The following is a 24785-nucleotide window of genomic DNA, read 5'->3' on the forward strand; positions in this document are numbered from 1 at the left end:
GCGGTCGTCAGTGCCGAGGTTCCCTTTCCCAGGGACGGCCGGGCACCACCAGGGGCGAGCCGGTCACCGGGTCCGGGACGACCACCGCGTCCAGTCCGAAGACCTCCCGGACCAGGTCGGCGGTGACGACGTCCCCGGGGCTGCCCTGGGCGACGATCCGGCCGGCCTTCATGGCCACCAGGTGGTCGGCGTAGCGGGCGGCCTGGTTGAGGTCGTGCAGGACGGCGACGACGGTCCGGCCGCGCTCGTGGTTGAGCTGCCGCACCAGGTCCAGCACCTCCACCTGGTGGGCGATGTCCAGATAGGTGGTCGGCTCGTCCAGGAGCAGCAGATCGGTCTCCTGGGCCAGCGCCATGGCGATCCAGACCCGTTGGCGCTGGCCGCCGGAGAGCTCGTCGACCGCGCGGTCCGCCAGCGCCGCCACGTCCGTCCGCGCCATCGCCTCGGCGACCGCCCGTTCGTCCTGCGCCGACCACTGCTGCCACCAGCGCTGGTGCGGCTGGCGGCCGCGGGCCACCAGGTCGGCGACGGTGATCGCCTCCGGTGCGACCGGGGTCTGCGGCAGCAGGCCGAGCGACTGGGCGATCTTCCGGGTGGGGATGCGGGTGAGGTCCGTGCCGTCCAGCAGGACGGCGCCCCGGCGCGGCCGCAGCAGTCGCCCCAGGGCGCGCAGCAGCGTCGACTTGCCGCATGCGTTGGGGCCGACGACGACGGTGACGGCGCCGTCGGGCACGTCCAGGTCCAGGCCCTCGACGACCGTGCGCTCCTCGTAGGAGAGGGTCAGGTCGCGGGCCGCCAGACGGGCGGCGGTGTCCTGGGCGGCGGCGGGTTCCGTCGCGGCCGCCGGCCGCGGGGTGCCGGTCACGCGTGTCCTCCTGAGGCCCGGCCACCGGTCCGGTGGCCTCTGATGATCAGCCAGATCAGATACGGGGCGCCGACCGCGGCGGTCAGCACGCCCACCGGCAGCTCGGTCGGCGCGAGCAGCTTGCGGGCGAGCAGATCGCCGAGGACGACGATGACGGCGCCCAGCAGCGCCGAGCAGAACAGCGGGATCTGCGAGGTCCGGGTGAGCCGGCGGGCGATCTGCGGGGCGAGCAGCGCCACGAAGTCCACCGGCCCGGCCGCGCCGGTCGCCATCGACGCCAGCACCACGCCGACCGCCACCAGCCCGAGCCGGGTCCGGCCCAGCCGGATGCCCAGCGCGGTGGCGGTGTCGTCGTCCAGGGAGACGGTGCGCTGGGCGCGCGCCGCCCACAGGACGGCCGGCAGCAGCACCAGCAGCGCCCAGCCCAGAGGCGCCGCCTCCGCCCAGCCGCGCCCGTTGAGCGAGCCGGTCATCCAGACCTGCGCCTGCTGGGCCACCAGGTAGTCGCCCTTGGTGAGGAACAGCTGGGTGACCGAGCGCAGCGCCACCGCGAAGCCGATGCCGATCAGTACGAAGCGGGTGGCGTGCAGCCCGCCGCGCCAGGCGAAGGCATGGACCAGCAGCGCCGCCAGCACCCCGCCGGCCACCGAGACGTACGGCAGCACGGCGAACGAGGTGAGGCCGAAGGTCATCGCGCCGACCGTCACGGCCCCGGCGCCCTGGGTGACGCCGATGATGTCGGGGCTGGCCAGCGGGTTGCGGGCGACGGTCTGGATCAGTGCGCCGGCCGCCCCGAAGGCGGCGCCGGCCAGCAGCCCGACGACCATCCGGGGCAGCCGCAGCGTCCCGACGACCAGCTCCTGCGCGGACGGCTCGCCCGCCAGCACCTTGAGCACCTCGGAGGGCGCCACCCAGCTCTCGCCGGCACACAGGTACGCCACGCACACCGCGGCCAGCAGGACGGCCAGCGCCGCGGCGGCCACCGCCGCGCGGCGGTGCAGCAGGAAGGAGCCGCGGCCGGCCCGGATCAGTGCGTGGCCGGACGGACGCGCCGATGCCGTGGAGGCCGTGGAGGCCGTACCGGACGTCATGCCGCCACCGCCCGCCGCCGGACCAGGGCCACCAGGAACGGCACGCCGATCAGCGCGGTCAGCACGCCCGCCGGGACCTCCGACGGCGGGAAGAGGACCCGCCCGGCGGTGTCCGAGACCAGGACGACGACCGGGCCGAGCAGCGCGGCCATCGGCAGCGCCCAGCGGTGGTCGCCGCCCACCAGCGCGCGGGCCAGATGCGGGACGGCGAGGCCGACGAAGGCGATCGGGCCGGCCGCCGCCACGCCCGCGCCGGTCAGCACGGTCGCGCCGAGCCCGCCCACGATCCGCACCGCGGCGACCTTCTGGCCCAGCCCCCGGGCCAGGTCCTCGCCGAGCGCCAGGGCGTCCAGACCGCGCGCCACCGACAGCACCAGTACCGCGCCGACCAGCAGGAACGGCCAGATCTGGGCGGCCACCGTGGCGTCCCGGCCGGTGAGCGAGCCCACCTGCCAGAACCGGAACTCGTCCAGCGTCGCGGCCTTGGTGGTGAGGATCGCCATCGACACCGACACCAGCAGCGCGTTGATCGCGGCGCCGGAGAGCGCCAGCTTGACCGGGGTGGCGCCGCCCCGGCCGCGGGTGGCGATGCCGTAGACGACGACGGCGGCCGCCCCCGCGCCGGCGAACGCGAACCAGACGTAGCCGGTCAGGCTGTGCACCCCGGCGAAGGCGATGGCGGCGACCACGGCGGCCGAGGCGCCCTGGCTGATGCCGAGGATGCCGGGGTCGGCGATCGGATTGCGGGTGAGGCCCTGCATGACCGTGCCGGCCATCGCCAGCGCGGCGCCCACCATCAGCCCGATCAGCGTCCGCGGCAGCCGCAGGTACCGCACGACCTCCGCGGCGTCGCCGGTGCCGCCGCGGACGAGGGCGTCGAGCACCTCGGACGGCGCGAACGCGCGGCTGCCGACGGCGAGCGAGAGGACCACCGCGAGCAGCAGCGCCAGCACCGCCGCCGCGGTCAGGCCGAGCCGCCGGCTCCGCTTCCGGTGCGTCACGGACATGGCATCACGGGCGTCGGGTCCATTCGAAGAACGCTGTCTTGAACTGTCTTGAACTGCCTGGAGCTGTCGGCAGGCAGGAACCGCGGGCACCCGGTGGCGCCCGCGGTTAGGTAAGGCAAGGCTAACGGTACGTCCTGGCCGTCGCCGCCCGCAGGGCCGCGGGCACAATGGCAGGCATGGCTGCGCACTCCCTGACCGTCGGGTTCGACCTCGACATGACGCTGATCGACTCCCGTCCCGGCATCAAGGCCGCCTACGAGGCGCTCGCCGCCCGCACCGGGACGTACATCGACGCCGACGCCGCGGTGACCCGGCTCGGGCCGCCGCTGGAGGAGGAGATCCGCCGGTGGTTCCCCGCGGAGCGGGTGGCGGAGGTCAGCGACCTCTACCGGGAGCTGTACCCCACGCACGCCATCGCCGGCACCCTGGCGATGCCGGGGGCGGGGGAGGCGATCGAGGCGGTCCACGCGGCGGGCGGCCGCGCCGTCGTCGTCACCGCCAAGTTCGAGTCCAACGCCAAGCTGCACCTGGCCCACCTCGGCCTCGCCGCGGACGCGGTCATCGGCTCGCTGTGGGCGGAGGCCAAGGCCGTGGCGCTGCGCGAGCACGGCGCGCGGATCTACGTCGGCGACCACACCGGCGATGTGCGCGGCGCCCGGGCCGCGGGGGCGCTGTCCGTCGCGGTCGCCACCGGCCCGTGCGACGCCGGCGAACTGCGGGCCGCCGGCGCCCAGGTGGTGCTCGACGACCTGACCGCCTTCCCGGCGTGGCTGGATCGTTACGCAGCGGATCCGGATCGTTACCTGCCGGGCGGCCCCGACGGGGACGGTGCGGCGGCCGCCTCCGTCTGACGGCGCTGGGCGGCCACGGAACGCAGCACTCCGGCGCCCGCGATCAGGAAACCGGCGCCCATCAGCATGGACACCCAGTAGAACTCCCACGGCAGCGGCTTCGTGCCCAGGAACAGTGGGAGCACCGTGGCGAGAGTGGCCAGTGCGCCAACTAGGAACACGATCGCGCCGATTCGGACCAGCAGATCCCCGGCCTGGGGCGTTTCATCAGACACCTGACCAGGGTAAGTCGGGGCCGGAAGCGCAGAGGATCCCCCCGGCGACGTCTTGTCACCGGGCCCCGGACCATTAGCCTTGGGAGAGGCGGGCTCGGTGGCCCGCTGCACTGTTATCCAGACCCATTTTCTCCGAGTGCCGCGGCTCCCCACCGTGCCCGCGGCCGACCAGCCAGCATTTCCCGACGAGTACGAGGACGAGGACAGACGTGCCTACCGGCAAGGTCAAGTGGTTCAACAGCGAGAAGGGCTTCGGCTTTCTCTCCCGCGACGACGGCGGTGACGTCTTCGTACATTCGTCGGTACTGCCCGACGACGTGGACGCGCTCAAGCCCGGCCAGCGCGTCGAGTTCGGTGTCGTCGCGGGCCAGCGCGGTGACCAGGCACTGAGCGTCATCCTCCTCGATCCGGCTCCCTCGGTCGCCGCGGCCCAGCGCCGCAAGCCCGACGAACTCGCCTCGATCGTCCAGGACCTCACCACCCTGCTGGAGAACGTCACCCAGCAGCTGGAGCGCGGACGCTACCCCGACAAGGCGCACGGCGCCAAGATCGCCGGCATGCTGCGGGCGGTCGCCGACCAGCTCGACGTCTGAGCCGGCTCCCTCAGAGGAACGCCAGCGCATCGCGGCCGAGGGGCGGTACGAGCCCCTCGGCCGCGGCACGGGTGAGCAGCCCGCGCACCGCGGCGTAGCCGTCCTCGCCGAGGTCGGCGGTGAACTCCGTGACGTACAGCCCGATGTGCTGGTCGGTCACCTTCGGGTCCATCTCCTGGGCGTGCTCCAGGACGTACGGCCGGGAGGCTTCCGGGTCGTCCCAGGCCATCCGGACGGAGGTGCGGATCGACTCGGCGAGGCGCCGCAGCACCGGCTCGCCCAGCGACCGCTTGGCGATGATCGCCCCCAGCGGGATCGGCAGCCCGGTGGTCAGCTCCCAGTGCTCGCCCATGTCCGCCAGGCAGTGCAGCCCGTAGTCCTGGTACGTGAAGCGGGCCTCGTGGATGACCAGGCCGGCGTCGACCTTGCCGTCCCGCACGGCCGGCATGATCTCGTGGAACGGCAGCACCACGACCTCGCCGACGCCGCCCGGCACCTGGTCCGCCACCCACAGCCGGAACAGCAGGTACGCGGTGGACCGCTCGCTGGGCACCGCGACCGTCTTCCCCGCCAGGTCCGCCGCCGCGCCCGGCCCGCGGGTCAGCACCAGCGGGCCGCAGCCGCGCCCCAGCGCCCCGCCGCAGGGCAGCAGCGTGTACTCCTCCAGCACCCACGGCAGCACCGCGTACGACACCTTCAGCACGTCCAGTTCGCCGCGCTCGGCGAGGCCGTTGGTGACGTCGATGTCGGCGAGGGTGACCGCCAGCTCCGGCGCGTCCGGGACCCGGCCGTGCACCAGGGCGTCGAAGACGAAGGTGTCGTTTGGGCACGGGGAGTAGGCGATGGACAGCGGCCGGGTCACGGGGTCCTCCGGGGGGTGTCGGGCGGTGAGGTCGGAGCGCCGGGGAGCGTCGTCGCCGCGGGAAGGTCCGCCAGGGCTCCGGGGAACGCGCGGAAGGCGCCGGTCAGCGCGGCGAGGGCGGGGCCGATCCGCCAGGCGGCGCGGTCCCGGGGGCCGACCGCGTTGGAGATCGTGCGGATCTCCAGGACGGGCAGGCCGTGCGCAGCGGCCGCCTCGGCGACGCCGAAGCCCTCCATCGCCTCGGCCAGCACGCCGGGGTGACGGCGCGCCAGTTCGGCGGCGCGGGCCGCGCTGCCGGTGACCGTGGAGACCGTGACGACCGGCCCGGCCGCCCCGCCGGTGGCCCGCGCGACGGCCGCGACCAGCGCCGGGTCGGGGCGGTGCACGGTGGTCCCGAAGCCGAGTTCGGTGACCGGGACGAAACCGTCGGGGGTCTCGGCCCCCAGGTCGGCGGCGACGATCGCGTCCGCGACGACCACCGAGCCCAGCGGCGCGCCAGGGGAGAACCCGCCGCCGATGCCGGCCGAGACCACCAGGTCGTAGGGGGTGCCGGCCAGGGCAGCGGCGGTGAGTGCGGTGGCGGTGCCGGCGGCCGCGGCGGCCGGGCCGACGCCGGCGGCCAGCACGTCCGGGGCCGGCGACCCGTCGGGCGCGCGGTGCAGCGCGCAGCCGCCGGGCAGCGGCCGGGCGGTGTGGCCGCCGGCGGCCGCGCACACCGCGTCGCGCTCCGCGGCCACCGCGGTGACGACCAGCGTCCGCATCAGACGCCGCCCGCCGCGGGCCGCCGGTCCCGGGCTGCCGCGCTCAGCGCGCTCAGTCCTTCAGCTTGAGGTTGAAGTGCCACAGGGCCGTCGGGCCCGCGCCCTCGGAGCTGCCGGCCTCGGCGACCATCAGCGTGACGTCGCGCAGCGACTCGCTCTGCCCGGTCGCCGGGTTCACCGCCTTGAACAGCTCGTCCGTGCTGAAGGTGCGGTAGGTGTCGGTGCTGGGGGCGGCCATCACCGGGCCGCCGCCGACGGCGAACCAGCCGGCCTTGGCCACCTTCGGGTCGACGCCCACGCGGATCCGCTCGCCCGGGCGCACGGTGATCGTCTTGCCGCCCTTCTTGGAGATGCACTCCTGAACGGTCTTCTTGTCGAGGGACTTGCCGTTGCCGTCACATCCGGGGGTCACCTCCGCCGTCACCGTGTCCGAGCCGACGGTCACGGTCGCCAGCGAGGTCGGCTGCTGGCAGGCGGAGAGGGTGAGCAGGCCCAGGGTCACGGCACCGAGGGCAGCGGCGGCGCGGCGGCCCTTGCCCCGGGAGATCAACGCAGCGGTCATACGGGGCAGGCTATCGGGCGCCCCGGCGCACGCCACCCCCGGGTGCGGCGCGCCGCTCGCGGGCCCGCCGCGCGGGGGCCGCATCGGGGGCCGCGGAGGGAGCCGCGCCGGGGCCGCGTCACACCACCCGCGGCGCCGGCCGGCCGCCCTGCCGGGCCGCGCCGAGCAGCCCCCGCACGGCCAGCGCGACGCCCGCCGCCACCAGGCCGGCGGCCACCGCCATGCCCAGCGTGCCGATCAGCGGCAGCGCGATCCCGAGTGCCCCGCCCACCACCCACGACAGCTGGAGCACCGTCTCGGAGCGGGCGAACGCCGAGGTCCGCACCGCCTCCGGCACGTCCCGCTGGATCATCGCGTCCAGCGACAGCTTCCCCAGTGCCTGGCACAGCCCGGCGGTGGCCGCCGCCGCGGTCACCACCACGATCGCCAGCACCTCGTAGAACAGCGCCGCCAGCACCGTGGCGCCCAGCGCCAGCCCCAGCACCACCGCGACGATCTGCTCCGGGCCGCGCGCCTTCAGCCAGGCGCCGACCGCCGTGCCCAGCGCGTTCCCGGCCCCGGCCGCCACCGCGACCAGCCCCAGCGACACCGCCGCCCCCAGCCCGCCCAGCGGATGCTCGCGCAGCAGGAACGCCAGGAAGAAGGTGAGGAAGCCGGAGAGCGCGCGCAGCGCGGCGTTGGCCTGGAGGCCGTGCAGCACGGACGGGCCCACCGTCCGCAATCCGGGCCGCCGCCCGCGCACCGCGCCGTGCACGGTGCCGTCCCGGGACGCCAGCCGGGCCCGGGCCTCGCCCTTGCCCGAATCCACCGCGTGCGGCAGCGAGAACGACAGGAACGTCCCGGCCCCGAACACCGCGCACGCCCCGTACAGCGGCCAGGCCGGCCCGATCAGATGCAGCCCGGCGCCCAGCGGTGCCGCCGCCCCGGTCGCCAGCAGCCCCGCCAGCGTCACCCGGGAATTGGCCTTCACCAGCGAGATCCGCGGCGGCAGCAGCCGCGGTACCACCGCGCTGCGCACCACCCCGTACGCCTTCGACGACACCAGTACGCCGAGCGCGGCCGGATACAGCTCCAGCCCGCCGCCGGCCACCGCCCCCGACATCATCAGCGCCAGCACCGCGCGGGCCAGCATCGAGCCCGCCATCGCCGCCCGGCGGCCGTGCGGCAGCCGGTCCAGCAGCGGCCCCACCACCGGCGCCAGCAACGCGAACGGCGCCATGGTGACCGCCAGATACAGCGCCACCCGGCCCCGCGCCTCGTGCGTGGGCACCGAGAAGAACACCGTCGAGGCCAGCGCGACCGTGATCATCATGTCGCCCGCGGAGTTCACCGCGTGCAGCTCGATCAGCTGCGCCAGCCCCGATTCGCCCGCGCCCTCCGCGTGGGTGGCGCGCCGCAGCCCCCGGGCCGCGCCGGTCAGCGGCCGATGCAGCGCGCGCCCGGCCGCCCGGCCCGCCCGGCGGGCCTTCGACTTTCTCGACGCCCTGACGCCACCCACCCGGTCATACTGCCCCAACTCGCCCCGAAGGAGGTGTTTTCTCCCCTGGTCCGGGCGGGGCGCATCGGCCGCCCGGCGGGCACCGCGGCATGGCCACCCGGCCACCGTCGGAGAGATTTGCTGCTCCCGCCGAGGGGTCGTGCAGCGTTGAAGGGGTAGCGTGTCCAGAGCGCCACCGGCGGTCTGTTTCGGCCGCGTACCTCATTTCCCTGCGATCGCGCAGAATAGGACGTAAGAGGTGCGCTCGACCGAACGAACCAGCCGGGCGCGGACGTCGACGCGGTCCCCAGGTCCGCTCCGCCCGCCCCGGCCCCCGCCGGTCGTCCGGACAGGACCAGGACAGCCCCGGCTGGCGCGCTCGTGAGACGGCGTGGAAGAGAGAATCGATTCTTGTGAGTGCTGCGATGCGAAGCCGTACCCCCGACCGCCTGTGCGCCGAGGCCGTCGACCTCGCCCGCGCTGCGGCCGAAGAGGTCGCCACGCCCGGCATGGTCGGCGAGCACATCGACGCAGTCGCCGAGGCGGACCGCGTCGTCACCCATCTCTTCGACTGCACGGAACCCGGCTACCGCGGCTGGCGCTGGGCCGTCACCGTCGCCCGCGCCTCCCGCGCCAAGGTCGTCACCCTCGACGAGGCGGTCCTGCTGCCCGGCCCCGACGCGCTGCTGGCCCCCGAGTGGGTGCCCTGGAGCGAGCGGCTGCGCCCCGGCGACATGGGCCCCGGCGACCTGCTGCCCACCGAGGCCGACGACCTGCGGCTGGAGCCCGGCTTCAGCGGTGAGGACATCCCGCCGCCGAACTCCCCGGTAGCCGAGGGCATGGCCGCCGACGTCGCCGACACCGAGGAGGCGGTCGTCGTCCCGGGCTCGCCCGCGGTCCAGCCGTTGCCCGCCCGCGGCGGCCTCGCCGCGGTCGCCGAGGAACTGGGCATGGCCCGCGCCCGGGTCCTGTCCCGCTACGGCCTGCACGCCGCCGCCGACCGCTGGGAAGAAGCCTTCGGCCCCAAGACCCCGATGGCCCAGGCGGCCCCCGCCACCTGCGTGAGCTGCGGCTTCCTGACGCCGATCGCCGGCTCCCTGCGGCAGGCGTTCGGCGTCTGCGCCAACGAGTTCTCACCGGCCGACGGCCGCGTCGTCTCGCTCTCCTACGGCTGCGGGGCCCACTCGGAGGCCGCCGTCATGCCGAAGCCGCCGAAGCCGGCGGAGCCGGTGCTCGACGAGACCGTGGTCGAGGCGGTCTCGATCCGCCCCGCGGCGGACGGGGGGTCCGTCGAGGACGGCGGCCCGGCCGAGGAACTCGGCCACAGCTAGGCGCTGGCCGCTGGGCTGGCTGCCCACGTTGTCGGGTGCGCCGCGGTGGGGGTTCGCCGTTGGCGGGGTGTTTGTTGGGCGGGGCGCCCCTGTCTGTCTGTGGGTGGTGGGTGCGGGTGCCTGTGGGGCGGGCCTCCGGGGGTGGGTTGTCGGACTGCTTCGCTTTACGTCCGACAACCCACCCCCTCCGGCCCGCCCCACAGGCACCCTCCCGTACCTACGTGAGCGCCCCGCCCGGTGGGGAGGAGGGAGGCGGCCTCGTCGTGGTGCCCCCGAAACCAGAAGCGCGGGTCGGCCGTGGNCACCCNTGACCTCCCCTTTCCCACGAGGGGCGGGGATCGTCGCCGTCCGGCGGGAGGGTGCGGGGCCGGAGGGGTGGGTGTTCGGACGTAAAGCGAAGCAGTCCGCACACCCACCCCGGAGGCCCCGCACCCGCCACCCACCACCCACAGAGGGCGGCCCCCGCCCCACCAACCCCTCCGCCGAAGGCGGAAACGCGCACACCCCATTTTCCCGCCGGAGGCGGGAAGCCCCCGCACGGCGCCGCACCCGACGACGTGGGGCGATACCGTCGGGACAGAACCGTCTGACGAGGGAGACGAGAAACGTGGCAGGAATGCCGTGGGTGCGGGGCGCGGACGAGGGCGCCGACCCATTCGGTACGGCCCGGTTGCGGCGCGGCGTGCTCGACGCCTGGGCCGCCTCGCCGGCGCGGTTCCGGGAGGACGCCAACGCCGAGGAGGACCTCGCGCTCGGCGGCTACCGCGACCGGCTCGCCGTGGAACTGGCGCAGAACGCGGCGGACGCGGCGGCCCGCGCCGGCGTCCCCGGCCGGCTGCGACTGACCCTGCACGCCGCCGACGGCGACGCGCCCGCGGTGCTCGTCGCCTCCAACACCGGTGCCCCGGTGGACGCCACCGGCGTGGAGTCGCTGTCGACCCTCCGCGCCTCCGCCAAACGGGAGCCGAGCGTCGCGGCCGGCGCGGTGGGCCGGTTCGGTGTCGGGTTCGCCGCGGTGCTGGCGGTCAGCGACGAACCGGCGCTGGTGGGCCGCACCGGCGGCGTCCGCTGGTCGCTGGCCGAGGCCCGGGAGCTGACCGAGGCGGTGGCCGCGCACAGCCCCGGCCTGGGCGGTGAGCTGCGCCGCCGGGAGGGTCACGTCCCGCTGCTGCGGCTGCCGTTGCCCGCGGAGGGCACCGCGCCCGACGGCTACGACACCGCGGTGATACTGCCGTTGCGCGACGGCGCCGCCCAGGACCTCGCCGAGCGGCTGCTGGCCGGGATCGACGCGGCGCTGCTGCTGACCCTGCCGGGGCTGGCCGAGGTCGTGGTGGAGACGCCGGAGGGCCGCCGGGTCCTGACGCGACGTCAGGACGGCGCGTACGTCCTGATCGAGGACAGTGAGCGCGGGGCCGGCCGGTGGCGGGTGGTGACCGACGGCGGCCCGCTGGACCGGGCGCTGCTGGCGGACCGTCCGGTCGAGGAGAAGCTGCGGCCGTCCTGGTCGGTGACCTGGGCGGTGCCGGTGGACGAGACCGGGGCGCCGGCGCGGCCGGGCACCGCACCGGCGCTGCACGCGCCGACCCCGACCGACGAACCGCTGGGGCTGCCCGCGCTGCTGATCGCCTCGTTCCCGCTGGAGCCGACCCGGCGCCATGTCGCGCCCGGCCCGCTCGCGGACTTCCTGGTGGGCCGCGCGGCCGCCGCGTACGCGGGGCTGCTCGGCGCCTGGCAGCCGGTGGCGGCCGGCACCCTGGACCTCGTCCCGGGGCCGCTGGGCAAGGGCTGGCTGGACGGTGAACTCCGGCGCCAGGTACTGGAGTTGCTGCCCCGGGTGCGGTTCCTGCCGAGCGCGGCGCGCGGCGCGGCCGCCGACGACGGCGCGGAGGAAGGCGCGGACCGCGGCCGGGCGGCGGAGGCCGAAGTGTGGGACGAGGGCGAGGACCGTGAGCGGTACGTCCTGCGGCCGGTGGACGCCGAGTTGCTGGAGGGCGCCGGCGCGGCGACCGTCGGCGTACTGGCCGAACTGTTCCCCAGCCTGCTGCCGGCCGGTCTCGAACGGCGGGCGGAGCTGCGGGCGCTGGGCGTGGCGCGGGTGCCGCTCACCGAGGTGATCGACCGGCTGGCGGGCGTGGAGCGCGCGCCGGAGTGGTGGCGGCGGCTCTACGACGCGCTGGCCGGCACCGACCCGGACCGGCTCAGCGGCCTCCCGGTGCCGCTGGCGGACGGCGGGCGGACCGCTATCGGGCCGCGCCAGGTGCTGCTGCCGCTGCCCGGCGGCGCGGACGCCGACGGCGAGAGTGCCGACCGGCACCGCACCCTCACCCGGCTCGGGCTCAAGGTCGCCCACCCGGACGCGGTGCACCCGCTCCTGGAGAAGCTCGGCGCCACCCCCGCCGCGCCCCGCGCCGTACTGACGACCCCTCAGGTGCGGGCGGCGGTCGCCCACTCGCTGGATGCCGACGAGGACGCCTACGACGTCTTCGAGGACGAGCTGGCGCCGGGCGCCGGGGTGCCGCTGGGCGCGGAGGAGCTGGCCGAGGCGGTCCTCGGGCTGGTCCGCGACGCCGATCTGGCGCCCGGCGACGAGCCCTGGCTGGCCGCGCTGGCACTGCCCGACGAGGACGGCGAACTGGCGCCGGCGGGCGAACTGGTCTTCCCCGGCAGCGACTTCGAGCAGGTGATCCGGGAGGGTGAACTCGCCGCCTGTGACGCCGAGCTGGCGGAGCGGTGGGGCGAGCAGCCGCTCACCGCGGTCGGGGTGCTGGCCACCTTCGCCCTGGTCCGGGCCACCGACGTGGTGCTCGACCCGGACGAACTGGAGCCGCGGGACGGCGACTTCCCCGAGCCGGACGACGCCGGGCTGCTGGACGCCGTCGACGTGTGGTGCGAGGACCTCCTCGACACCCTCCCCGACACCCCGGTCCCCCCGGTCGTCACCGAACTCGTCGCCGTCCGCGACCTCGACCTGGTCGCCGACGGCGCCTGGCCGCGGGTGCTGGAGATGCTCTCCCGGCCGCCGCTGCGGGACGCCCTGACGGCGCCGGTGCGGGTGCTGCTGCCGGACGGCACCACCGAGTCGGTGCGGCCGTACACCGCGTGGTGGCTGCGCGGCCACCCGGTGCTGGACGGGCGCCGCCCCGCCGGGCTGCGTGCCGCGGGCGGCGACCCGCTGCTGGCCGGACTGTACGAGGCGGCGGACGCGGGCCGGGTCGACGCCCAGGTGCTGCGCGCCCTCGGTGTCCGCACCTCGGTGGACGCGCTGCTGGACGAGCCGGGCGGCGCGGCCGAGCTGCTGGCCCGCCTCGCCGACCCGGAGAACCGCGTCGGGATCTCCCAACTCCACGCGCTCTACGGCCTGTTGGCCGATCTCGACCCGGACCGGGTGACGCTGCCCGACGAGCTGCGGGCGGTCGTGCCGGGGCCCGAAGGGCTTCCCGCGGAGGGGGGCGGCCAACGGGGGGCCGAGATCCGGGTGGTGGACGCGGCGAACGCGCTGGTCGCGGACGCCCCGGACCTGATGCCGCTGGCGGCCGGCCGGGCGCTGCTGCCGGTGCGGCCGGCCCGCGCCGCGGAGCTGGCCGAGCTGTTCCAGGTGCGGCGGCTGAGCGAGGCGGTCGCCGCGGAGGTCCGCTCCGACGGCACGGCCCACGACGTCCCGGAGGCGGTCCGCGCCCTGCTCGGCCCGGACACCCCGGACACGTACGTCGAGCACGAGGAACTGCTGGTGGACGGCCCCGAGGGCACCGGGGGCGTCGAACTGGACTGGCGGTGGACGCCGGACGGCACCCTGCACGCCGCGACGCTGGAGGGCGTGGCGGCCGGCCTGGCCTGGGCGGCCGGCCAGTGGCCCCGCCGCTTCGAGGTCGCGGCCCTGCTGGAGGACCCGGAGCGCTGCGACGAACTGGCCCGGGCGCGCTGGTTCGACTGAGCCCGGGGCCCGTACGGGTGTGACGGGAGCGGCGCGGCGGCCGTCGGACGGTGGTGTCCGGCGGCCGCGGCCGTACGCGGGCGGCCCGCGCTCACGCCGGGAAGCGCCGCCCCACCCACCGCCAGGCGGTCTCCAGCAGCAGCGCCGCCACTGCGGCGATCGCCACCGCCGCCCACGGCATCGTCGTCCCCACCAGCCGCAGCTCGAAGAAGTGCTGGAGCCACGGCGTCACCAGCACGATCAGGAACCCCAGCCCCATCAGCAGCACCAGTCCGATCCGCCACCAGGTGTACGGGCGGGCGATGATCGCCAGCACGTACAGGGCGGTGAGGAAGAGCGTCAGGGTGGCCGCGCTGGTCTGGGCGGCGAGGGCGTCCGGGCCGGTGTAGTGGACGCGGGCCAGCAGGTAGGTGGCGAAGGCCGCGAGGCCGGTGATCAGGCCGGAGGGGACGGCGTAGCGCATCACCCGGCGGACGAAGTGCGGGCGGGCGCGCTCCTTGTTGGGCGCCAGCGCCAGGAAGAAGGCGGGCACGCCGATGGTCAGCGTCGACAGCAGCGTCAGATGCCGCGGCAGGTACGGGTACGGGATCTGGCAGCAGGCCACCAGGATCGCCAGCAGCACCGAGTAGACGGTCTTGGTGAGGAAGAGGGTGGCGACCCGGGTGATGTTGCCGATGACGCGGCGGCCCTCGGCGACCACCGACGGCAGGGTGGCGAAGCTGTTGTTCAGCAGCACGATCTGGGCCACCGCCCGGGTCGCCTCGGAGCCGGCGCCCATGGCGACGCCGATGTCGGCGTCCTTGAGGGCCAGCACGTCGTTGACGCCGTCGCCGGTCATCGCCACATGGTGGCCGCGAGCCTGCAGCGCGCCGACCATCTCCCGCTTCTGCTGCGGTGTGACCCGGCCGAAGACGGCGCCCTCCTCCAGGGCCTTCGCCATCGCCTCCGGGTCGTCGTGCGGCAGCTGCCGGGCGTCCACGGGCGCGTCGGCGCCGGGCAGCCCCAGCTTGCCGGCGACCGCCCCCACCGACACCGCGTTGTCACCGGAGATCACCTTGGCCTGGACGCCCTGCTCCGCGAAGTAGCGCAGGGTCTCGGGGGCGTCCGGGCGCAGCCGCTGCTCCAGGACGACCAGCGCGGTCGGCCGCCCCTCGCGGGCGACGTCGGGGTGGTCCAGCGGGCGGGCGGCGCGGGCCAGCAGCAGCACCCGCAGGCCCTGGGCGTTGCGCCGGTCGATCTCCGGCAGCAGCGGGTCGCCGTCGGGCAGCAGCACGTCCGGCGCGCCGAGCAGCCAGGAGGAGCGCTCCCCGCCGGGCTCCTCGAAGGCGGCGCCGCTGTACTTGCGGGCGGAGGAGAAGGGGAGGGTATCGGTGCACCGCCAGGAGTCGGGGGCCGGGCAGGCGTCGACGACGGCCTGGAGGGAGGCGTTGGGGCGCGGGTCGGACGCGCCGAAGGCACCGAGCACCTGCCGGACGCGGTCGGGGTCCTGGCCGTCCAGCGGCCGCACCTCGCCGACGTCCATGCCGCCCTCGGTGAGCGTGCCGGTCTTGTCCAGGCAGACCACGTCCACCCGGGCCAGGCCCTCGATGGCCGGGAGTTCCTGCACCAGGCACTGCCGGCGGCCGAGCCGGACCACGCCGATGGCGAAGGCGACCGAGGTCAGCAGCACCAGCCCCTCGGGGATCATCGGCACGATCCCGGCGACCATCCGGCGGACCGCGGCGTCGGCCGGCAGCCCCAGGGTCAGCAGGTGGCTGAGGATCAGGCCGAGCGCGGTCGGGACCATCATCCACGTCACGTACTTGAGGATCCGGCTGATGCCGGTGCGCAGTTCGGAGTGGACCAGGGTGAACCGGCTGGCCTCCTCGGCGAGCTGTGCCGCGTACGCCGCCCGGCCCACCTTGGTCGCGGCGAACGCGCCGCCGCCGGCGACGACGAAGCTGCCGGACATCACCGCGTCGCCCGGCTTCTTCACCACCGGGTCCGCCTCGCCGGTCAGCAGCGACTCGTCGACCTCCAGGCCGTCGCTCTCCAGCACCTCGCCGTCGACGATCACCTTGCCGCCCGGGCCGAGTTCGATGACGTCGTCGAGGACCACCTCGGAGGTGGGGAGCTCCACGGCGGTCCCGTCGCGGCGGACGGTCGGCCGGGCCTCGCCGATCAGCGCCAGGCTGTCCAGGGTTTTCTTGGCGCGCAGCTCCTGGAGGATGCCGATGCCGGTGTTGGCGATGATGACGAAGCCGAACAGGCCGTCCTGGAGGGGGCCGACGATCAGGATGATCACGAAGAGGACGCCGATGATGGCGTTGAAGCGGGTGAAGACGTTGCCGCGGATGATGTCCGCGGTCGAGCGGGAGGACCGCACCGGGACGTCGTTGACGTCGCCCCTGGCCACCCGTTCGGCGACCTCGGCGGTGGTCAGTCCGCGCCGCGCCGCCTCCCGGCCGCTCCGGTCGGCGGCCCGGCTGCCGCCGGGCTCCGGTTGCTCGACTTCGGTCTGCGCCGGGTCCGTCATGCCCTAGACGTTACGGGCGGATTGCCCGCTTCACCCGCCGGCGGTCGACAGAAGCGCTCTGCGGCTTCTGTCCGGTTACGCGGCAACCTCGGGCGCGCGGACGGCGTCCGGTCGCGGGTCGGCGGGCCGGCGGAGGTGCGTGGGTCAGGCGGCGTCCGGGGCGGCCGTGGCCGCGGCCCGCTTGATCGCGGCGTCCCGCCTGCGCACGTACCAGATGCCCACCAGGCCGAGCCCGCCGCCGGCCAGGCACGTCCACAGGAACCAGGTGTGGCCGTGGTCGGCGTACCAGCCGTAGAAGGGCAGCTGGGCGAGGAAGAGCACGAACCAGATGACGGTGCCGCCGGTGATCGTGCCGACGACGGGACCTTCGAGGGGCGCCGGGGCCGCGCGCAGTTCGGACTTCTTCCACATGGGGGTCAGCTTACGGGGCCCGGGACGGCGCCGTTCCGGGCCTGTCGGGGAGTGCGCGCACGGGCTCCGGGTGCCGGGTCTACGCGCGGAGATAGCGATCAACGAATTGTTTATTCATACTGAACCTTTCCGGAACTGACTGGTTCGGATCGTTGCTTCCTCCAATCCGATCCCTTCAGACTGTTCCGGTTCATTGGTTGCTCTCCCGCCGCCTGTGCGCGTTCCGGCCTCGGGGTGCGTCCGGTGGATCACGACCCGGTCCTGGTCCAGCGGACGGCCCCCGAGGCCCTCGCGCCTGCCCCGGCCCGTACGACTGAGGTCCCGCATGCCGCCCTCGACCCCCACGGTCGACGCCGTGAAGAGTCCCGGCCCCCAGCCGCCCAAGAGCGGCCTCGACCGCTTCTTCAAGATCTCCGAGCGGGGGTCGACGGTCGGCCGCGAACTGCGCGGCGGACTGGCCACGTTCTTCGCGATGGCCTACATCATCGTGCTGAACCCGATCATCCTCGGCGCCGGCGTCGACAAGTACGGCCACCACCTCGACAACGGTCAGCTGGTCACCGCCACCGCCCTGATGGCCGGTCTGGGCACCGTCCTGATGGGCGTGATGGGCAACGTCCCGATCGCCATCGCGGCCGGCCTCGGCATCAACGCCGTGGTCTCCCTCCAGCTCGCGCCCAAGATGAGCTGGCCGGACGCGATGGGCATGGTGGTGCTCGCCGGGCTGGTGCTGATGATCCTGGTCGCCTCCGGGCTCCGGCAGCGGGTGATGGACGCCATCCCCAACGGGCTGCGGCGGGCCATCGCGATCGGCATCGGCCTGTTCATCTCGCTGGTCGGCCTGGTGGACGCCGGCTTCGTCAGCCGCAACCCGGACGCCGCGCACACCACCGTCCCGCTGAGCCTGGGCCAGGGCGGTCAGCTCAAGGGCTGGCCGGTGCTGGTGTTCGTGCTCGGCCTGGCGCTGATGTTCGTGCTGACCGTGCGGAAGACCAAGGGCGCGATCCTGATCGGCATGGTCACCATGGCCGTCGTCGCGATCGTCATCAACGCGGTGGCGAAGATCCCGGACGCGTCCTGGGGGCTGGCCGTCCCCAACGTCCCGGACCGGATCGTCGGCGCGCCCGACTTCGGCCTCATCGGGCACATCAGCCTCTTCGGCGGCTTCAGGGAAGTCGGCGTGCTGACCGGCTGCCTGTTCGTCTTCACCGTCCTGCTGTCCGGCTTCTTCGACGCGATGGGCACCATCATCGGCGTCGGCGAGGAGGCCGGGCTGCTGGACAACGAGACCGGCAACCTGCCCAACATGGGCCGGATCCTGATGGTGGACGGCATCGCGGTGGCCGGCGGCGGCTTCGGCTCGGCCTCGGCCAACACCTGCTTCGTGGAGTCCACCGCCGGCGTCGGCGAGGGCGCCCGCACGGGTCTGGCGAACCTCGTCACCGGCGGGCTGTTCCTGCTCGCGCTGATCTTCACGCCGCTGGCCACCGTCGTCCCCTCGCAGGCCGCCACGCCCGCGCTGCTGGTCGTCGGCTTCCTGATCATGGCCTCGAACGTCCGGGACATCGACTGGAGCGACTTCACCATCGCCGTCCCGGCGTTCCTGACCATCGCCTCGATGCCGTTCACCTACAGCATCACCAACGGCATCGGCATCGGCGTGCTCGCCTTCATCCTGCTGCGGACGGCGACCGGCCGCTTCAAGGAGATCCCCTGGCTGCTGGACGCGGTCGGGGTCTGCTTCCTCGTCTACTTCCTGCTCAACCCGATCGAGCAGCTGCTCGGGGTCAGGTAGGCGGCAGGGGAGGCTCGGCGCCGGCGCGCGGCGCCGGTCCGGCGGGGCCCGTCACGAGGGCCTGGGCGCCGGGCCCCAGCCGTGCAGCCGCTCGGTGGCGTCGACCGCGCTCGACAGCCGTTCATCGAAATCCTCGCGGATGAGCGTCCGGACGACATAGTCCTGGACGCTCATTCCGCGTTTTGCGGCATGCTGCCGAAGGCGCTCCAGCAGCTCCCCGTCCATGCGCAGGCTGAGCACTCCCGATCCCATACCGACACGGTCCCCGCATTGCGTGGTCAGGTGTGTCGCTTTTCGCGACGTCCTCACTCGTACGGGTGATGCCTGGTTCCTCCTCGCGGGGGACCGGACCGGCGCTTTCCTTAGAGAGGCTAATGAGCTATGCTAAAGACCATGCCGGAACTGTCCAACGGCGCCGACGCTGACGCCGTGAATTCCCTGCGGTCCGCCGTGATGCGGCTCTCGCGCCGACTGAAGCACCAGCGGGTCGACGAGTCGCTCAGCCCCACCGAGATGTCGGTGCTCGGCACCCTCGCCCGCTGCGGCCGCGCCACGCCCGGCGAGCTGGCCCGCAAGGAGCATGTCCAGCCGCCGTCCATGACCCGGATCGTGGCGATGCTGGAGGCCAAGGGACTGGTCCGGCTGGAGGCGCACCCCGACGACCGCCGCCAGAAGGTGGTCACCCAGACCGAACAGGCCGAGGCGATGCTCGAGGAGAGCCGCCGCAAGCGCAACGCCTGGCTCGCCGAGCTGGCCTCCGGGCTGGACGCGGACGAGTGGGCCAAGGTGCGGGACGCCGCGCCTGTACTGGAGAAACTCGCACAGCTGTAGCCGCAGGACCTTGAAGGAGGCGAACCCACTTTGAGTACGGGATCCGGAGCACACTCCGCCCCCGCACCGAACCCCGACGACACCCCCGCCCCCGACACCGGAGCCGACGCCCCCGCCCGCACGGGCATGTTCAGCTCGCTCCGGATACGCAACTACCGCCTCTTCGCCACCGGCCAGGTGGTCTCCAACACGGGCACCTGGATGCAGCGCATCGCCCAGGACTGGCTGGTGCTCAGCCTCACCGGCTCGTCCGGCGCGGTCGGCATCACCACCGCGCTGCAGTTCCTGCCGATGCTCCTCTTCGGCCTCTACGGCGGCGTGCTCACCGACCGCTTCGCCAAGCGCAGGCTGCTGCTGTGCACCCAGTCCGCGATGGGCCTGACCGGCCTGGCGCTGGCCGGGCTCACCCTCAGCGGCCAGGTCCAGGTCTGGCACGTCTACGCCGGCGCCTTCCTGCTCGGCCTGGTCACCGTCGTCGACAACCCGGCCCGGCAGGCGTTCGTCTCCGAGATGGTCGGCCGGCGGGACCTGCGCAACGCCGTCAGCCTGAACTCCGCCAACTTCCAGTCCGCCCGGCTGATCGGCCCGGCCGTCGCCGGCGTGCTGATCACCGCCCTCGGCAGCGGCTGGGCGTTCCTCTTCAACGGCCTGTCGTTCCTCGCCCCGATCACCGGTCTGCTGATGATGCGCACCGCCGAGCTCCACAAGGCGGACCGCGTCCCGCGCAGCAAGGGACAGCTGCGGGAGGGCCTGGCCTACGTCCGCGACCACCCCGAGCTGATCTGGCCCATCGTCCTGGTCGGCTTCATCGGCACCTTCGGCTTCAACTTCCCGATCTGGCTGACCGCCTTCACCTACAAGGTCTTCCACGCCGGCGCCGGCACCTACGCGCTGTTCAACGGCCTGATGGCGGCCGGTTCGCTGATCGGTGCGCTGCTCGCGGCCCGCCGCTCCGGCTCCCGGCTGCGGATGCTGGTCGGTGCGGCGCTGGTCTTCGGCCTGCTGGAGTGCGTCGCGGCGCTGGCGCCCGGCTTCTGGGTCTTCGCGGCGCTGCTCGCCCCGATCGGCCTGGTGGGCCTGACGATCAACGTCACCGCCAACTCCAGCGTCCAGATGGCCACCGACCCGGCCATGCGCGGCCGGGTGCTGAGCCTGTTCATGATGGTCTTCATGGGCGGGACGCCGCTCGGCGCGCCGCTGGTCGGCTGGGTCACCGACGCCTACGGCCCGCGGTTCGGCTTCCTCGCCGGCGGTGTGGTCTCCATGGCGGCCGCGGCCCTGGTCGGCCTGGCCCTGGCCCGGTCCGGCGGACTCCGCCTCAAGATCGACCTGCGGCGCGGCCACCAGCATGTGGCGTTCGTGCCGCGCATGGGCGCCGCCGGGGTGGGCGACGAGGCCCCGGAGCAGAAGCTGGCGGCCGCAGCGTAGCCCGGCACGCCGTGCCGTTCACCGGGCACGGCGGCGAGGCGGGGGCAACACTGGCCCCATGAGACTCTTCGCCGCCGTGCTGCCACCGGACCACTCCCTCGGCCAACTCGCCTCGGTGGTGGGCCACTTGAAGCGGCTGCCGGATGCCGACCGGCTGCGCTGGACCGGCCACGACGGCTGGCACTTCACCCTCGCCTTCTACGGCGAGGTGCCCGACGCGGACCTGCCCGAACTCCAGGAGCGGCTGGCCCGCGCCGCCGGCCGGCACGCCCCGTACGAGCTGCGGATCGCCGGCGGCGGCCGGTTCGGCGACCGGGTGGTGTGGGCCGGCGCGGACGGCGACCGGCCCGCGATGCGGCACCTCGCGGACGCCGCCGAGGCGGCCGGCCGCCGGACGGGCCTGCGGATGGGCGAGCACCGCCCGTACACCCCGCACCTCACCCTCGCCCGGAGCCGCACCGGCCATCTCGACCTCGTCCCGTACGCGGCGGCCCTCGCCGACTTCGCCGGCAGCCCCTGGACGGTCCGGGAGATGGCGCTGATGCGCAGCCACCCGCCGGCGCCCGGCGTCCCGGGCGCCCAGCCGCACTACGCACCGGTCGCCCGGTGGCCGCTGGGCGGCTGAGCCGGGCCGGTGCGGCGCCCCGTCCGGCCCCGGTTACGCTCAAAGGGTGGATCCCAAGACCCGTAACCGGATCATGTCCGGGCTGCTCGCCGTGCTGCTGATCGTCGTCGTCGTGGCGGCGGCGCTGCGCTGACGCCGCGCACCCGGCCCACCCGCCTCACCCGCGCACCCGTCTCGCCCGGCTCACCAGGCGAACGCCTCCGGTGACGGCCCCGGTCCCGGGAAGACCTCGTCCAGGCCCGCCAGCAGCTCCGCCGGCAGTGCCAGCTCCACCGCGCGCACTGCGGAGGCGAGCTGGTCGGCGGTGCGCGGGCCCACGATCGGGCCGGTCACCCCGGGCCGGGTGAGCAGCCACGCCAGCGCCACCTCGCCCGGCTCCAGGCCGTGTTCGCCGACGAGGTCCTCGTAGGACCGGATCTGCGCCCGGACCGCCGGGTCGGCCAGGGCGGCCGCGGACCGGCCGGAGGTCGAGCGAGCCGATCCGGTGCCCTCCCGCTCCTTGCGGAGCGCCCCGCCCAGCAGCCCGCCGTGCAGCGGCGACCAGGGGATCACGCCGAGTCCGTAGCCCTGGGCGGCCGGGACGACCTCCATCTCGGCCCGCCGCTCGACGAGGTTGTAGAGGCACTGCTCGCTGACCAGACCGTACGAACCGCGGCGCGCGGCCGCCTCGTTGGCCTGCGCGAGGTGCCAGCCGGCGTGGTTCGACGACCCGGCGTAGAGGATCTTCCCCTGCTGGACGAGGACGTCGACGGCCTGCCAGATCTCGTCCCAGGGGGTGGCCCGGTCGACGTGGTGGAACTGGTAGAGGTCGATGTGGTCGGTGTCCAGGCGCCGGAGGCTGGCGTCCACCGCCCGGCGGATGCTGAGCGCGGAGAGCCGGTCGTGGTTGGGCCAGGACGGTGTGCCGTCCGGTGCCATGTTCCCGTACACCTTGGTGGCCAGCACGGTCTTCTCGCGCCGCCCGCCGCCCTGGGCGAACCACGAGCCGATGATCTCCTCGGTGCGGCCCTTGTGCTCGCCCCAGCCGTAGACGTTGGCGGTGTCGAAGAAGTTGATGCCCGCGTCCAGCGCGGCGTCCATGATGCGGTGGCTGCCGGCCTCGTCGGTCTGCAGTCCGAAGTTCATCGTCCCGAGGACGAGGCGGCTGACCTTGAGTCCGGTGCGTCCCAGCTGCGTGTACTCCATGGCCGTCCAGCCAAGCCCTTGGAGCGTGCCCGAGGCAAGGGGTCAGGGCGCGTACGGGCCGCCGACGTCCCACGCCTGGTGCAGTGCGTCGGCGAACGCCCCGGCCAGCAGGTGCTCGCCGTGCGGTGAGGGGTGGGTGCCGTCGTAGGTCGCCCGGTCGAGGTACCAGCCGGCCGGCTCGGAGGCCAGCAGCAGCGGCGAGGCGGGCGTGGAGAGGTCGGCCACCGCCTTGGCCAGCAGTTCGTTGAAGCGCGTGCACTGGGCGCCGAACTCCGGGTCGCCCAGGGCCCGTACGTTGGCTATCACGGGCATCAGCACCGCCCTGATGTGCGGGCGGGCGGCCCGTGCGCCGGCCACGAAGCGCCGGACGTTCTCCGCGGTCTGCTCGGGGTCGGTGTAGAAGCCGAGGTCGATCAGGCCCAGGGAGACCAGCAGGGTGTCGGGCCGGTGCGCGCGGACCGCGTCCTCGATCAGCGGCGCCATGTGCAGCCAGCCCTCGCCCCAGCCGGCCAGGTGGCGGCGGGCCTTCTCGGGGAAGGCCGCATCGGCGTAGGCGAAGGAGTCCGCGTCGCCGGTGGCCGGGTCGTGGAGGCCGGTGCGCGGGCCGACGAGGGCGCAGGGGCCTGGGTACGTGGCCGTGAGGTGCTGCCACATCCGGTAGCGCCACGTGAAGTCGCCGGAGCTGCCGATCGTCATCGAGTCCCCGACGCACATGATCCTCATCCGGCCATGATGTCCGAGAACGCTACCGTCGGGTACGTGACGCTGGCCACGCCGCCCTAAGCCGGGGGTGCGTCCTCGATCAGCCGCAGTTCGTAGTGGAGCGTCGGCTCCCGGCGCAGCCGGTGGACGAGCGGCGCCACCAGCCCGTGGATCAGCGGGTACTTGCGGGTCAACGACCGCTCGGCGCGCCGGTTTTCGCGGGTGTCCGGGGCAAGCAGCCGGGCCCGGGCCCGGACGGGCGGTCCGATCGGGCGCCCGCGCCAGGTCGAGGCGCAGAACTCCACCTCGGGGAAGTTCCGGATCCGTTTGACCTTGCCGGCGCCGCCGACGGTGCGGAAGTAGGCACGGTCGCCGTCCACCGCCACATTGACCGGGGTGCCGACCCCGGTGCCGTCCCTCTTGTACGTGGTCAGCAGGATCGTCGTCTGCTTCTCGAAGGGGGCGAGACCGGGGCTGGGGGAGGTCCTCATGCCTCCATGGAGGCACATTCCACCCGATTCGTCATGCGGGCGGGCCCCGGCGGGGGCGCCGTGCGCCGTGTCCGCCGGGGCCCGCCCGTGCCGGTGTGGTGGTGCCGTCAGATGCCGTCAGATGCCGTCAGAGGCGGTCGATGACGTAGTCGATGCAGGCCGTCAGCGCCTCGACGTCCGCCGGGTCGATGGCCGGGAACATCGCGATCCGCAGTTGGTTGCGGCCCAGCTTGCGGTACGGCTCGGTGTCGACGATGCCGTTGGCGCGCAGCGTCTTGGCGATCGCCGCCGCGTCGATGTCGTCGTTGAAGTCGATCGTGCCGATGACCTGCGAGCGCTTCGCCGGGTCGGTGACGAAGGGGGTGGCGTGCTTGGAGTCCTCGGCCCAGCCGTAGAGGGTGCGCGAGGAGGTGGCGGTGCGGCGGACCGACCAGTCCAGGCCGCCCTGGCCGTTGATCCACTCCAGCTGCTCGTTGAGCAGGAAGAGGGTGGCGAGGGAGGGGGTGTTGTACGTCTGGTTCTTCAGGGAGTTGTCGATCGCGGTGGGGAGCGAGAAGAACTCCGGGACGTGGCGGCCGGAGGCGTGGATCGCGCGGGCGCGCTCCAGGGCGGCCGGGGAGAAGACGCCGAGCCAGAGGCCGCCGTCCGAGGCGAAGGACTTCTGCGGCGCGAAGTAGTAGACATCGGTCTGGGTGATGTCCACCGGGAGGCCGCCGGCGCCGGAGGTGGCGTCGACCAGCACCAGCGCGCCCTCGTCGGCGCCGGCCACCCGCCGGATCGGGGCCGCGACACCGGTCGAGGTCTCGTTGTGGGTGAAGGCGTAGACGTCCACGCCCGCCTCGGCGGCCGGCTCCGGGTGGGTGCCCGGGTCGGCCGAGATGACGGTGGGCTCGGCGAGCCAGGGCGCCAGCTTGGCGGCCTTGGCGAACTTCGAGGAGAACTCGCCGAAGGAGAGGTGCTGCGACTTGTTCTCGATCAGGCCGTGCGTCGCGACGTCCCAGAACGCGGTGGAACCGCCGTTGCCCAGGACGACCTCGTAGCCCTCGGGGAGCTGGAAGAGGTCGCGCACGCCCTGCCGCACCTTGCCGACCAGGTTCTTGACCGGGGCCTGGCGGTGCGAGGTGCCGAGCAGCGAGGAACCGGTGGCGGCCAGCGCGTCGAGCGCCTCCGTACGCACCTTGGAGGGGCCCGCGCCGAAGCGTCCGTCGGCGGGCTTGAGGTCAGCGGGGATCTCGATATCAGCCACGGGGGCAGCC

23 protein-coding genes are annotated in these 24785 nt (G+C 74.2%); 8 read left to right on the forward strand and 15 right to left on the reverse strand.

Annotated features, from left to right (window positions below):
• Positions 1-7: 7 nt before the first annotated feature.
• Genes B073_RS0122510 through B073_RS0122520 form a run of 3 tightly spaced genes read right to left on the reverse strand, consistent with a single transcriptional unit; the run spans position 8 to position 2963 of the window.
• Positions 8-865, reverse strand: coding sequence for an ATP-binding cassette domain-containing protein (locus tag B073_RS0122510; RefSeq protein ID WP_018540337.1), 858 nt, complete (start codon positions 863-865; stop codon positions 8-10).
• Entirely contained in the window at positions 862-1956 is a 1095-nt protein-coding gene (locus B073_RS0122515; RefSeq protein ID WP_018540338.1) for a FecCD family ABC transporter permease, read from the reverse strand. Before B073_RS0122515 ends, B073_RS0122510 begins: the two co-directional genes overlap by 4 nt.
• Positions 1953-2963 (reverse strand): FecCD family ABC transporter permease, encoded by a 1011-nt coding sequence (locus B073_RS0122520; protein ID WP_018540339.1) that lies wholly within the window; start codon positions 2961-2963, stop codon positions 1953-1955. Before B073_RS0122520 ends, B073_RS0122515 begins: the two co-directional genes overlap by 4 nt.
• Before the next feature lie 176 nt (positions 2964-3139).
• Here B073_RS0122520 and B073_RS40735 point away from each other — a divergent pair, with 176 nt between their 5' ends.
• A complete protein-coding gene (locus tag B073_RS40735) occupies positions 3140-3814 on the forward strand; it encodes an HAD family hydrolase (protein WP_018540340.1) in 675 nt (224 codons plus the stop codon).
• On the opposite strand, the gene B073_RS44250 is transcribed toward B073_RS40735, so the two are convergent.
• Positions 3763-4029, reverse strand: coding sequence for a hypothetical protein (locus tag B073_RS44250; protein ID WP_078508123.1), 267 nt, complete (start codon positions 4027-4029; stop codon positions 3763-3765). The genes B073_RS40735 and B073_RS44250 overlap by 52 nt on opposite strands.
• A gap of 209 nt (positions 4030-4238) precedes the next feature.
• On the opposite strand from B073_RS44250, the gene B073_RS49070 reads away from it, so the two are divergent.
• The gene (locus B073_RS49070) at positions 4239-4622 is read left to right on the forward strand and encodes a cold-shock protein (RefSeq protein ID WP_018540341.1); all 384 of its coding nucleotides are present in this window, start codon (positions 4239-4241) and stop codon (positions 4620-4622) included.
• A gap of 10 nt (positions 4623-4632) precedes the next feature.
• On the opposite strand, the gene B073_RS0122535 is transcribed toward B073_RS49070, so the two are convergent.
• The 4 genes from B073_RS0122535 to B073_RS0122550 all read right to left on the reverse strand — a co-directional run bounded on the left by B073_RS0122535 (position 4633) and on the right by B073_RS0122550 (position 8305).
• Entirely contained in the window at positions 4633-5484 is an 852-nt protein-coding gene (locus B073_RS0122535; protein ID WP_018540342.1) for a 1,4-dihydroxy-6-naphthoate synthase, read from the reverse strand.
• Positions 5481-6245: a futalosine hydrolase gene (locus tag B073_RS0122540; RefSeq protein ID WP_018540343.1), complete on the reverse strand. Its 765-nt coding sequence runs from the start codon at positions 6243-6245 to the stop codon at positions 5481-5483. Before B073_RS0122540 ends, B073_RS0122535 begins: the two co-directional genes overlap by 4 nt.
• A 52-nt stretch (positions 6246-6297) precedes the next feature.
• Positions 6298-6807 (reverse strand): hypothetical protein, encoded by a 510-nt coding sequence (locus B073_RS0122545; protein WP_018540344.1) that lies wholly within the window; start codon positions 6805-6807, stop codon positions 6298-6300.
• A gap of 118 nt (positions 6808-6925) precedes the next feature.
• Positions 6926-8305 carry an MFS transporter gene (locus B073_RS0122550; RefSeq protein WP_051094143.1) on the reverse strand — a complete coding sequence of 460 codons (1380 nt, stop codon included), beginning with the start codon at positions 8303-8305 and terminating at the stop codon, positions 6926-6928.
• A gap of 404 nt (positions 8306-8709) precedes the next feature.
• On the opposite strand from B073_RS0122550, the gene B073_RS0122555 reads away from it, so the two are divergent.
• Positions 8710-9615, forward strand: a complete 906-nt coding sequence (locus B073_RS0122555) for a DUF3027 domain-containing protein (protein ID WP_018540346.1) — start codon at positions 8710-8712, stop codon at positions 9613-9615.
• A 616-nt stretch (positions 9616-10231) separates the two neighbouring features.
• Positions 10232-13546: a sacsin N-terminal ATP-binding-like domain-containing protein gene (locus B073_RS0122560; RefSeq protein ID WP_018540347.1), complete on the forward strand. Its 3315-nt coding sequence runs from the start codon at positions 10232-10234 to the stop codon at positions 13544-13546.
• A gap of 91 nt (positions 13547-13637) precedes the next feature.
• On the opposite strand, the gene B073_RS0122565 is transcribed toward B073_RS0122560, so the two are convergent.
• Together B073_RS0122565 and B073_RS0122570 are read right to left on the reverse strand one after the other, a co-directional pair.
• A complete protein-coding gene (locus tag B073_RS0122565; RefSeq protein ID WP_018540348.1) occupies positions 13638-16061 on the reverse strand; it encodes a cation-translocating P-type ATPase in 2424 nt (807 codons plus the stop codon).
• A 144-nt stretch (positions 16062-16205) separates the two neighbouring features.
• Complete coding sequence (locus B073_RS0122570; protein WP_018540349.1) at positions 16206-16472, reverse strand: DUF2530 domain-containing protein; 267 nt, start codon at positions 16470-16472, stop codon at positions 16206-16208.
• A 325-nt stretch (positions 16473-16797) separates the two neighbouring features.
• Here B073_RS0122570 and B073_RS0122575 point away from each other — a divergent pair, with 325 nt between their 5' ends.
• The gene (locus B073_RS0122575) at positions 16798-18267 is read left to right on the forward strand and encodes an NCS2 family permease (protein ID WP_018540350.1); all 1470 of its coding nucleotides are present in this window, start codon (positions 16798-16800) and stop codon (positions 18265-18267) included.
• A 51-nt stretch (positions 18268-18318) separates the two neighbouring features.
• Here the strand turns inward: B073_RS0122575 and B073_RS0122580 are convergent, their stop codons facing one another.
• Positions 18319-18519, reverse strand: coding sequence for a hypothetical protein (locus tag B073_RS0122580; RefSeq protein WP_078508124.1), 201 nt, complete (start codon positions 18517-18519; stop codon positions 18319-18321).
• 141 nt (positions 18520-18660) lie between these two features.
• Here B073_RS0122580 and B073_RS0122585 point away from each other — a divergent pair, with 141 nt between their 5' ends.
• Genes B073_RS0122585 through thpR form a run of 3 tightly spaced genes read left to right on the forward strand, consistent with a single transcriptional unit; the run spans position 18661 to position 21151 of the window.
• The gene (locus B073_RS0122585; protein WP_018540352.1) at positions 18661-19098 is read left to right on the forward strand and encodes a MarR family winged helix-turn-helix transcriptional regulator; all 438 of its coding nucleotides are present in this window, start codon (positions 18661-18663) and stop codon (positions 19096-19098) included.
• A 30-nt stretch (positions 19099-19128) separates the two neighbouring features.
• Positions 19129-20526, forward strand: a complete 1398-nt coding sequence (locus B073_RS0122590) for an MFS transporter (protein WP_018540353.1) — start codon at positions 19129-19131, stop codon at positions 20524-20526.
• Positions 20527-20584: 58 nt separating this feature from the next.
• Positions 20585-21151, forward strand: coding sequence for an RNA 2',3'-cyclic phosphodiesterase (gene thpR / locus B073_RS0122595; protein ID WP_018540354.1), 567 nt, complete (start codon positions 20585-20587; stop codon positions 21149-21151).
• A gap of 183 nt (positions 21152-21334) precedes the next feature.
• Here the strand turns inward: thpR and B073_RS0122605 are convergent, their stop codons facing one another.
• The 4 genes from B073_RS0122605 to serC all read right to left on the reverse strand — a co-directional run bounded on the left by B073_RS0122605 (position 21335) and on the right by serC (position 24775).
• On the reverse strand, positions 21335-22336 hold the full coding sequence (locus B073_RS0122605) for an aldo/keto reductase (RefSeq protein WP_018540355.1): 1002 nt from the start codon (positions 22334-22336) through the stop codon (positions 21335-21337).
• A gap of 42 nt (positions 22337-22378) precedes the next feature.
• Entirely contained in the window at positions 22379-23059 is a 681-nt protein-coding gene (locus B073_RS0122610; RefSeq protein ID WP_037812384.1) for a GDSL-type esterase/lipase family protein, read from the reverse strand.
• Between the two features lie 56 nt (positions 23060-23115).
• Positions 23116-23529, reverse strand: a complete 414-nt coding sequence (locus B073_RS0122615) for a PPOX class F420-dependent oxidoreductase (protein WP_018540357.1) — start codon at positions 23527-23529, stop codon at positions 23116-23118.
• Between the two features lie 127 nt (positions 23530-23656).
• Entirely contained in the window at positions 23657-24775 is a 1119-nt protein-coding gene (gene serC, locus B073_RS0122620) for a phosphoserine transaminase (RefSeq protein WP_018540358.1), read from the reverse strand.
• Positions 24776-24785 lie beyond the last annotated feature (10 nt).

Source organism: Streptomyces sp. MspMP-M5, assembly GCF_000373585.1.
GTDB lineage: Bacteria > Actinomycetota > Actinomycetes > Streptomycetales > Streptomycetaceae > Streptomyces.

Coding starts and splice junctions, on each gene's coding strand:
- B073_RS0122515 (WP_018540338.1), bottom strand. CDS start 1,956: ATGACGTCCGGTACGGCCTCCACGGCCTCCACGGCATCGGCGCGTCCG.
- B073_RS0122520 (WP_018540339.1), bottom strand. CDS start 2,963: ATGTCCGTGACGCACCGGAAGCGGAGCCGGCGGCTCGGCCTGACCGCG.
- B073_RS40735 (WP_018540340.1), top strand. CDS start 3,140: ATGGCTGCGCACTCCCTGACCGTCGGGTTCGACCTCGACATGACGCTG.
- B073_RS0122540 (WP_018540343.1), bottom strand. CDS start 6,245: ATGCGGACGCTGGTCGTCACCGCGGTGGCCGCGGAGCGCGACGCGGTG.
- B073_RS0122545 (WP_018540344.1), bottom strand. CDS start 6,807: ATGACCGCTGCGTTGATCTCCCGGGGCAAGGGCCGCCGCGCCGCCGCT.
- B073_RS0122555 (WP_018540346.1), top strand. CDS start 8,710: ATGCGAAGCCGTACCCCCGACCGCCTGTGCGCCGAGGCCGTCGACCTC.
- B073_RS0122560 (WP_018540347.1), top strand. CDS start 10,232: ATGCCGTGGGTGCGGGGCGCGGACGAGGGCGCCGACCCATTCGGTACG.
- B073_RS0122565 (WP_018540348.1), bottom strand. CDS start 16,061: ATGACGGACCCGGCGCAGACCGAAGTCGAGCAACCGGAGCCCGGCGGC.
- B073_RS0122570 (WP_018540349.1), bottom strand. CDS start 16,472: ATGTGGAAGAAGTCCGAACTGCGCGCGGCCCCGGCGCCCCTCGAAGGT.
- B073_RS0122575 (WP_018540350.1), top strand. CDS start 16,798: ATGCCGCCCTCGACCCCCACGGTCGACGCCGTGAAGAGTCCCGGCCCC.
- B073_RS0122580 (WP_078508124.1), bottom strand. CDS start 18,519: ATGGGATCGGGAGTGCTCAGCCTGCGCATGGACGGGGAGCTGCTGGAG.
- B073_RS0122585 (WP_018540352.1), top strand. CDS start 18,661: ATGCCGGAACTGTCCAACGGCGCCGACGCTGACGCCGTGAATTCCCTG.
- thpR (WP_018540354.1), top strand. CDS start 20,585: ATGAGACTCTTCGCCGCCGTGCTGCCACCGGACCACTCCCTCGGCCAA.
- B073_RS0122605 (WP_018540355.1), bottom strand. CDS start 22,336: ATGGAGTACACGCAGCTGGGACGCACCGGACTCAAGGTCAGCCGCCTC.
- B073_RS0122610 (WP_037812384.1), bottom strand. CDS start 23,059: ATGAGGATCATGTGCGTCGGGGACTCGATGACGATCGGCAGCTCCGGC.
- B073_RS0122615 (WP_018540357.1), bottom strand. CDS start 23,529: ATGAGGACCTCCCCCAGCCCCGGTCTCGCCCCCTTCGAGAAGCAGACG.